The sequence below is a fragment of the Methylophaga sp. UBA1464 genome, from assembly GCF_002325665.1.
Lineage (GTDB): Bacteria > Pseudomonadota > Gammaproteobacteria > Nitrosococcales > Methylophagaceae > Methylophaga.
On sequence record NZ_DCSO01000047.1, the window covers coordinates 3,252 to 7,579 of the forward strand.

The 4,328-nt window shown below is 47.4% G+C and carries 6 protein-coding genes; 2 read left to right on the top strand and 4 right to left on the bottom strand.

The genetic code is table 11. The features are described 5' to 3' along the window. Positions 1-508, top strand: a 508-nt coding sequence (locus tag B3O33_RS05465; protein ID WP_292363158.1) for an NAD(P)/FAD-dependent oxidoreductase, incomplete at its 5' end; no start/stop codon positions are given. On the opposite strand, the gene chrA is transcribed toward B3O33_RS05465, so the two are convergent. Together chrA and rluD are read right to left on the bottom strand one after the other, a co-directional pair. Then, positions 500-1,693, bottom strand: coding sequence for a chromate efflux transporter (chrA, locus tag B3O33_RS05470; protein ID WP_292362387.1), 1,194 nt, complete (start codon positions 1,691-1,693; stop codon positions 500-502). The two genes, B3O33_RS05465 and chrA, sit on opposite strands and share 9 nt — an antisense overlap. A 15-nt stretch (positions 1,694-1,708) precedes the next feature. Further along, positions 1,709-2,674 (bottom strand): 23S rRNA pseudouridine(1911/1915/1917) synthase RluD, encoded by a 966-nt coding sequence (rluD, locus tag B3O33_RS05475; protein ID WP_292363159.1) that lies wholly within the window; start codon positions 2,672-2,674, stop codon positions 1,709-1,711. Between the two features lie 77 nt (positions 2,675-2,751). Here rluD and B3O33_RS05480 point away from each other — a divergent pair, with 77 nt between their 5' ends. Continuing rightward, entirely contained in the window at positions 2,752-3,036 is a 285-nt protein-coding gene (locus B3O33_RS05480) for a c-type cytochrome (protein WP_292362389.1), read from the top strand. Positions 3,037-3,043: 7 nt separating this feature from the next. Here B3O33_RS05480 and mutM read toward each other — a convergent pair whose 3' ends face one another. Both mutM and B3O33_RS05490 read right to left on the bottom strand, forming a co-directional pair. Further along, a complete protein-coding gene (mutM, locus tag B3O33_RS05485; protein ID WP_292362390.1) occupies positions 3,044-3,862 on the bottom strand; it encodes a bifunctional DNA-formamidopyrimidine glycosylase/DNA-(apurinic or apyrimidinic site) lyase in 819 nt (272 codons plus the stop codon). Positions 3,863-3,865: 3 nt separating this feature from the next. Further along, positions 3,866-4,328, bottom strand: a 463-nt coding sequence (locus tag B3O33_RS05490; RefSeq protein ID WP_292363160.1) for a hypothetical protein, incomplete at its 5' end; no start/stop codon positions are given.

Genomic DNA, 4,328 nt, shown 5'->3' on the forward strand with positions numbered 1-4,328 from the left:
CGGTTACGCCAGCCAAAAATGGTTAAAACAAAAGGTAGCTTCAAATCGTAGCAGCTATGCTTTTATTACCGATCCGATAGATCCTGAGTTATTGGGCGAATTAAATAGAACCATGATGTGGGAATCCGCCAGGCCTTATCTTTATATGCGAACGACAGGCGATGGTCGTTTGCTGGTCGGTGGGGAAGACGATGATATCGATATTCCGGCAAAACGGGATAAACGGGTAGATAAAAAAGCCCATACTCTGGCTAAGAAAGTCGAAAAATTGTTTCCCAAACTACCCCTGAACCCGACATTTTCCTGGGCCGGCACCTTCGCTGAAACCGAAGATGGTTTGCCGTTTTTTGGTCCGCATAAACAATATGGCGAGCGAGTTCAGTTTGCCATGGCCTATGGTGGTAACGGTATTACCTACAGCATGATTGGTGCTGGCTTGTTAAGAGCCAATATCGAACAGCGTGAGCATCCGCTGGCTGAGCTGTTCTCTTTTTCCAGATTAGATTAATGCAACAGCAACTGAGGCTGCGACACAGAACAGCACCGTCCATAAAGCGGAGCGTTTCAGCACAAAAATAATCAGAAAACCACCAAGTGCAATCAGTAAATCCAGCCAGTGATTCACACCTTCGGTAAAAATAGGATCGTATAAAGCCGCGGCTAACAAGCCCACTACTGCCGCGTTGATTCCAGCTACTACCGCACCTGCGTTTGGCAGATGAGCAAGTTGTTGCCACAGGGGTAACATCGCCAGCAGTAATAAAAATCCCGGGACAAAAATAGCGAGAGTAGCGAGCAGGGCATTCCAGCCCGGGGGCAATTGTGAAGGAATTTCAGCACCGAGATAAGTTGCCAGCGTAAACATCGGACCTGGAACGGCCTGAGCAGCACCATAACCGGTTAAAAACTGATCGGTAGTGAGCCAGCCAGTGGCAACCGTCTGCTGTTCAAGCAGCGGCAGCACAACATGGCCGCCACCAAATACCAATGCACCGGCCTGATAGAAGCCGGCCAGCATATTAGTGGTATTAAGCTGACTGCCTGCAAACAGACTGAGAATAAGCAATAGCAGAAACAGGCTGAACAATAGCCAGGCAGTTTGTTTGCCGTAATTAACCGGAAATTTAAAATCTGCTGACAATTGTTGCTGACGACATAAAAACCAGCCGGCGAGGCCACCCAAGATAATCACTGCGATTTGCATAATCGCTAATTTGAACAGCAGCAAGAGGGCTAAAGCCAATAAGGCAATCAGAATGCGTTGCCAGTCTGGAGTCAATTTCTGAGCCATGCTGATAACCGCATGCGCTACTACGGCAACGGCTACCAGTTTTAAACCATTAATAATGGCTATACCGATCGCATTATCCAGCTGGTGGGCAATAGCAGCAAAAGCAAACAACAGCAATGCAGAAGGTAGGGTAAATGCAATGAATGCCGCAATGGCGCCAGGCCAGCCGGCACGAAATAAACCAATGGAAAAGCCCATCTGGCTGCTGGCCGGGCCGGGCAGAAACTGTGTCACAGCAAGTAACTGAGAAAACTGTTGTTCAGAAAGCCATTGGCGTTTGCTGATAAATTCAGTTCGGTAATAACCAATATGAGCAATGGGGCCACCAAATGCCGTTACACCCAGTTTGAGAAAGGCCAGAAACACGTCCACTACGTTCTGCAGATTGTTTGTTGCCTTCACAGTTATTTCCTCTGGTTAATCGGTATGACTGGCCGCATCGATTCGTAACAGTTCCAATAATCGTTGCATATCATCGGGTAAGGGAATCTGCCAGCTCACGGCTTCACCCGTAGTGGGATGATCAAAACCTAATAAACCGGCATGCAAAGCCTGGCGACGCGTATTCTGCAAAGCGGCCAGGCAGCTATCCGTCATACCTTTTGGTGTTTTAAACCGGCCACCATATAAAGGATCACCTAATAACGGATGGCGAATATGCGCCATATGCACTCGGATTTGGTGCGTGCGCCCGGTTTCCAGTTTGCAACGCAAATGGGTATGTGCCCGAAAGCGCTCCTCAATCCGATAGTGTGTCACGGCAGGTTTACCGTTTTGTGTCACTGCCATACGTTTACGATCAATGTGATGTCGACCAACCGGTGCATCAACCGTTCCGCCTGCGGTAAACACACCACAGGCAATGGCCTGATATTCACGTACCACAGTACGTTCCTGTAATTGACTGATTAATGAATGATGCGCCTGCAAACTTTTGGCGACCATCAATAAGCCAGTGGTGTCCTTATCAATACGATGCACAATACCGGCACGTGGAATATGCGTCAGTTGTGGCGCATGCGCCAACAGCGCATTCACCATGGTGCCGTTCTGATTTCCTGCACCGGGATGCACCACCATGCCAGCCGCTTTATTGATGATTAACACATCGTCATCTTCATAAATAATATCCAGGGCGATGGATTCGGCCTGCCAGTTATCATCATGGATGATTTGCTGTGCGGCAATTTCAATCTGATCCCCGGTTCGTACCGCATCTTTTGGCCGACATGTTTGCTGATTCAGTAATACATCGCCAGCTTTAATCCATTTGGTCAGCTGGCCACGGGAGTATTCTGAGAACAGCTGTGCCAGGGCCTGATCAACACGCAGGCCAGTTAATGACTCGGGAATAGTGGCATCTAGTTTAATAATTTCAGTCATCAATGGCTTTGCATAAAATAGGGAGGGTATTATAACGTAGCTGGAATCATCGCCGTGAAACGGGCGAAAGGGAAATTATGAAACGATCACTGAGCTGCCTTATTTTACTGCTGGCTTCAACCACGGTTTACGCAGAACCGAATATGGCATTAATGGCATCATCCTGCGCAGGTTGTCATGGAACTGATGGACACAGCAAAGGTGATATGCCAAAGCTGGCTGGCTTAGCGCCGGAGTACTTTATTGAGCAGATGCAGGATTTTATCAGTGGAGAGAGAGAATCCAGCGTTATGCGGCATCATGCCGGGGCTTACAGCGAAACTGAAATTCGTTTACTGGCAAAGTATTTTTCGGAACAATAATCTAGATTTACCGTTTTTGGCATTGTGGGCAAAAATAGGTGGCTCGTTGTGACTGTCGAATCAGCTCAATCGGATGACCACATTGTTTACAGCCCATGTTCTGCCGCGCATATACCCATAATTCCTGCGCAAAATAACCTGGTTTGCCTTCACTGTCTCGAAAATCCCGTAAGGTTGTGCCGCCGGCGGCAATGGCTTTTTGCAGGGTCAGTTTAACGGCATCAACCAGTTTTTCAGCCTGTGATTTTTTTAATTTTGCTGCCTTTAATTGTGGATGAATACCGGAAAGAAACAGCGATTCACTGGCATAGATATTTCCTACACCGACTACGATTTCGGCATTCATAATAAAGGTTTTGATGCTGACCTGACGTTTACGGCTGCGTTGTAAGAGATATTCAGCATCAAATGCATCCTCCAGAGGTTCCGGTCCTAAATGGTTTAACAGTGGATGTTGCATGGGCGATTCACTGGTCCACAATACCGCGCCAAAACGGCGAGGATCGGTAAAGCGCAGAATAATGCCGTCGGCAAATACGATATCCACATGATCATGTTTTTCGGGTGGTTGGAAAACCGTCAAAATACGTAAGCGACCGGACATGCCCAGATGAATGAATAAAGTGCCAGTGGCCGTCGTGAACAGTAAATATTTGGCACGGCGGCTGACTGACTGAATAACCTGACCGGAAATTTTTTCATCGAGGTTATCCGTGATGGGCCAGCGCAGACGTGAGTCTCTGATGACTACCCGTTCTACAGTGTTATTTTCAACGTAAGGTGTAATACCACTGCGGGTGGTTTCAACTTCAGGTAATTCGGGCATATATCAGTCGTTTATTGAAAAAAGGGCGGAGATCATGGCTGCAGGAAATTGATACTGCAGCTGCAGTTCTGGATCTGTCAGAGTGAGGCCATCATTATTGTGCGTTACGACAAAATTACGTTGTGTATTATCGGATAATTCCATCACTACCTGTGGCTGATTTTCAGTGACTATTTCATCTGGATCGACAATGATAACCACCTGCATGGCATAAGCCTGTTGCCAGTTCTGCAAAAGACTTAGCAGTTTGTCCTGTTCGTGGTTTGCCGGTTTAGAATGCCAGCTGGAGTTTTGCTGATAGACAGACAGTCCGGCAGATTGCTGTTGAGCATTTTTATCAAGCAACTCGGGTAAATGAATTGCCTGAATGGTGCTGGCAGGATCCAATAGGCGATTATCGACAAAACTGCTGGCGCTGGCACCGAGCAGCGGTGAAATATCATCGTTAATCAGATATATCTGCTGG

What these genes read in the sequence shown, in the direction of transcription:
- rluD (WP_292363159.1), bottom strand. Translation starts at nt 2,674, where the DNA reads ATGACTGAAATTATTAAACTAGATGCCACTATTCCCGAGTCATTAACT.
- B3O33_RS05480 (WP_292362389.1), top strand. Translation starts at nt 2,752, where the DNA reads ATGAAACGATCACTGAGCTGCCTTATTTTACTGCTGGCTTCAACCACG.
- mutM (WP_292362390.1), bottom strand. Translation starts at nt 3,862, where the DNA reads ATGCCCGAATTACCTGAAGTTGAAACCACCCGCAGTGGTATTACACCT.